The organism is Paraburkholderia sediminicola (assembly GCF_046027355.1).
Lineage (GTDB): Bacteria > Pseudomonadota > Gammaproteobacteria > Burkholderiales > Burkholderiaceae > Paraburkholderia > Paraburkholderia sediminicola_B.
Window position 1 is genome coordinate 1 of the sequence record NZ_JAQQEK010000147.1, and the last position, 449, is coordinate 449.

General features: G+C 61.5%; 1 protein-coding gene. It reads left to right on the forward strand.

Going from position 1 to position 449, the window contains the following annotated elements; genetic code table 11:
* Positions 1–79: 79 nt before the first annotated feature.
* On the forward strand, positions 80–265 hold the full coding sequence (locus tag PQR42_RS45665; RefSeq protein ID WP_408496135.1) for a hypothetical protein: 186 nt from the start codon (positions 80–82) through the stop codon (positions 263–265).
* The last annotated feature ends 184 nt before the right edge of the window (positions 266–449 follow it).

Sequence of the window (449 nt, forward strand, 5' to 3'; positions counted from 1 at the left end):
ACGGGGGATACGTGTTTCCGCCGGTGGAAGTGCCTGGCGGAGGCGATCCAGGTCCGCGCGGCCCGGTCGGAACAGGAGGTTGTCCCGCACCGGCTTCCGGTTGAGCCGCTTGCATATGGAGTACGTCGACCGCCAGCCTGTCGCGGCGATTTTCCTGGTCTATGAGCTCCACGGTTTCGGGTTGGAGATGCATATCCTGCGCGATCTGCGCTGGCGGAGTTCCGGCCTGCAGCCGGGCAACGACGTCCTTCCTTATTTGAGGTGAGCGCAGCGGCGTCCCGATGTCCGCAAAATTACCCATGTTCTGCTTAATCTTCCCTGCAGCGGATTCACTTATGCCCAATCTTCTCGCGATGTTAGCCAGCGTCCATCCGTCTCTAGACAGCGCTTCCGCTTTTTGCCTTGTTTCCGCCGGAAGCGGCCCGCCGCTGTCGAGTTTCACCTGCCCG